The 3,301-nt window shown below is 45.3% G+C and carries 2 protein-coding genes; one reads left to right on the forward strand and one right to left on the reverse strand.

Annotated features, from left to right (window positions below; all coding sequences use genetic code 11):
- Positions 1-105: 105 nt before the first annotated feature.
- A complete protein-coding gene (locus RDS42_RS13530; protein WP_308784116.1) occupies positions 106-786 on the forward strand; it encodes a response regulator transcription factor in 681 nt (226 codons plus the stop codon).
- 50 nt (positions 787-836) lie between these two features.
- Here the strand turns inward: RDS42_RS13530 and RDS42_RS13535 are convergent, their stop codons facing one another.
- Positions 837-3,188: an ABC transporter substrate-binding protein gene (locus RDS42_RS13535; RefSeq protein WP_308784117.1), complete on the reverse strand. Its 2,352-nt coding sequence runs from the start codon at positions 3,186-3,188 to the stop codon at positions 837-839.
- Positions 3,189-3,301 lie beyond the last annotated feature (113 nt).

Here is a 3,301-nt window from a genome sequence, read left to right on the forward strand (position 1 = left end):
CAGATTAGAGATTATTTTTAGAAAGCTTTTTTAAAATATGCTATGATAGTATAAAAATGCAGTGGGGTTTCTGCTGGGAAAAAGAAAATAATACGAGGTATCCATATGAATATTTTAATGATCGAAGATGACAAAGAATTATGTGAAGCAATCTCTTTTCGACTGGAACAGGAGGGATTTTCCGTAACTGCCTGTCACGACGGAGAAGAAGGACTTTATTATATGCAGGAAGCTCCCTTTGATCTGGTGATCCTGGACCGTATGCTCCCCCATATGAATGGAATAGAAGTATTAAAGGAGGCCCGGTCCCGTCAGATCGGAACACCGGTACTGATGCTTACTGCTCTTGGCGAACTTAACGACCGGCTGACAGGACTGAACGGAGGCGCAGATGACTATATGGTCAAGCCCTTTGCTTTTGAGGAGCTTCTGGCAAGGATCCGGTGCCTGCTGCGGCGTCCGGCGGTTTATCAGGATTCCGTGAAATCTATTTCTCTGGGCGACGTTTCTTTTGTCCCGGAAACAAGAACTCTGTCCAGTCGGGAAAAAACATGTACCCTGTCCAGCCGGGAAGGAGAACTTATGGAGGTATTTCTTAGAAATCCCGGCCAGACTCTTCCCAGACAGCTGCTTCTCTCCCGGGTATGGGGACTGGAGGCAGATGTGGAAGAAGGTAATCTGGATAATTACATTCATTTCCTCCGGAGAAGACTGAAAACTGTAGAAAGCACGATGCAGATACGAACCGTCCGGGGAATTGGATATCAGCTTGAGGTCTTTCAGTAAATCGAGTAAAAAAGGAATCGCAGAACTTCTGTCCGCGATTCCTTTTTTATTTACTCTGCCAGATAAAGATTTACCTGCTGGATGGCTCCCTTAGCTGCCTCTTCAAGGCTGATTTCTCCATTCAGATATCTGGTTCCGTTTTCTGCAACAGCACTCAGGATAATCTCATTTCCCCTGGAAGGAGTGGTAAGCGTTTTTCCAAGCTCCTGAATTTCCTTTGTAGTCTTTTCATCCGCCCGGACGATTTCCATTTCCACATACTCACCGGTATTCGCATTGCCGCTTCCGGATGTACCCAGACGTCCCTGGTCGTCTCCTGCCGCCCAGTAATCTTCGCTGTCATAGACAGCTTCGTTTACTGGAAATCCGCTGCTGCTTCCGATTTCCTGCCCTTCCTTCGTAAACAGGAATTCCACCAGCTTTTCAGCAGCCTCCTTCTGTTCTGCTTTGGAGCTGATTCCCACTGTCTGAGCCGGAATAAAACAGTTCTGTGCCTGTCCGTTCCATAATCTGTGAGTGATATCTCCCAATTTCTGCTCCAGACTGTACATATTTGCAAGATCTTCCGGAGAAGCCAGTCTTCCTGCAGCCATCTTTACATAGCCTCCCAGAAGAGACATCACAGAGCCGCTGACATTACTTAAAATGGGCAGCTCACTGAGGCTGTAAACATAATCTCCTGCCATTTCTTTGATATAATCCATACTTTCTTTTCCTGCGGCATAGATCCGGCCTGCCTGCTCCAGATATTCTTTGACTGCCTCTTCATCCAGAGAGCCATCTTCCTTCTGCCATGCAGGAGCATTTACATCAGCAAAGGTCTTTAAAAATCCTTCCGGTCCAACTCCCATAAGAGAAAGAGGCATATTCATTTCTGTGTATTCCGCCTGATAGCTTTCCAGCATGTCAGCCATAGAAACAATGTCCCCGGCTTTTTCTACATCCTCTTTGTTTCCCTGTATCAGGGGAATACTGAATTTTAGCGGCATTACATACTGGCTGCCGTCTTCCTCCCTGTAGGACTCCCTGATATTATCCAGTATTCCATCCTCTTCTTCCGCCTTATCCAGAATACTGCTGATATCTGCAAGCATGCCCTTTTCTATATAAGTATCCTCCGGAATACCGTCCAGGATCATCACATCCGGTCCGTTCCCAGCCATAATTTCCGTATTCAGCGTTTTTAGGGCATCTGTAGTTGTCATTCCGTCTTCCCCTGTCATTCCTACTTCCAGATTCAGATAAATATCCGGATATTTCTTCTGGAAAACAGCTGCCACCTGACGAATATAAGAATTGTCCAAAAGAGAATATACAGTCAGCTCTGTATCAGGCTCTGCCGGTGTATCCGGGGAATAGGTATACTTTAAAATCCTTCCCATATGCCCCATATCTGCGGAGCTGTCCTGAACTGCCACATAAAAGTTTCCGTCCTGATCTCTCGCCATTGCTACAAAAGAAATATCAGGAGAAGAGAGACTGGTCAAATTTCCGTCAATCACCTCTTCCACTACGCTTCCCTTAAAGGAGTAACGGTAAACGCCGCCCTCCTCTGCATAAAAAAGACAGTCTTCCTCTTCACCCTTTGAAAATACAAGAGGATAGGAAGTTGTACTGGTAAGCTCAAGGTTGCCTTCGTCTTCTGAAATCTGCTCTGTCAGGGCCGCCGCATCCTCAAGAGGCTCCCCTGTTTCCATATCGTAATAATGGACTGTGGAATTGGTAACAGCCACCAGATACTTCCCTATGGGAGCAAAACAGGAAACAACGCTTCCTTCCTCGTATTTTTTCACAACGCTTCCGTCAAGAGGATTAATTTCTACAAGGGCAGTTGAAAAATCATTGATAATCAGGTTTCCCCGATCAGTAAAACGTGCTTCCGAAATATAAGCGCTTGCAAGGGTCTGAGAAAGATCCAGTTCCTTTACGCTTCCGTCCGGCGCCATGTAGTAATGCCTGTGCTCTTCGGATTCTCCTGAAGCAACATACGCAGATACAAAAATCCCTCCGTTTGCACCCAGCTTCGGATAAGAAAGACCATATTTCGACGTATCTACCTTCAAAACCTCTGAAAGGTTCACAGGGTCTTTCCAGGACGTTCCTCCGTCAGAGGAATCTAAATAGAAGACATCATCTCCTTTATAATAGCAGACTCTTAGGGTTCCATCCTCCAGAAGAGTCATATCAAGAATATCTCCGCAGTTATCCGGAAGAGCTACATCCTCCTCCAGATAACGGCCCATTGTTTTTTCTTCTTTTTGTGTATCCTTTGCGTCTGTTTTTTCTTTTTTTGTATTATCTGCATTTTCCTTATTTCCGCATCCGGCAAGTCCCGGAGTCAGGGCAAGAACCATGGCAGCTGTAAGTGCCGTCCCCCGTTTCCATATGTGCTGTCTGATCATAATTACATTTCCTCCATTTATCTTTGTTTTCTCACAGGATAACAGCCGATTCTCAAAAGAACCTCTAAAAAATAATCCAGCCAAATATAAATTTCCACTCTGATTTTTAGAGG

The sequence above is a fragment of the uncultured Blautia sp. genome (assembly GCF_902497045.1).
Classification (GTDB): Bacteria; Bacillota; Clostridia; order Lachnospirales; family Lachnospiraceae; genus Blautia_A.

What these genes read in the sequence shown, in the direction of transcription:
- RDS42_RS13530 (WP_308784116.1), top strand. Translation starts at nt 106, where the DNA reads ATGAATATTTTAATGATCGAAGATGACAAAGAATTATGTGAAGCAATC.
- RDS42_RS13535 (WP_308784117.1), bottom strand. Translation starts at nt 3,188, where the DNA reads ATGATCAGACAGCACATATGGAAACGGGGGACGGCACTTACAGCTGCC.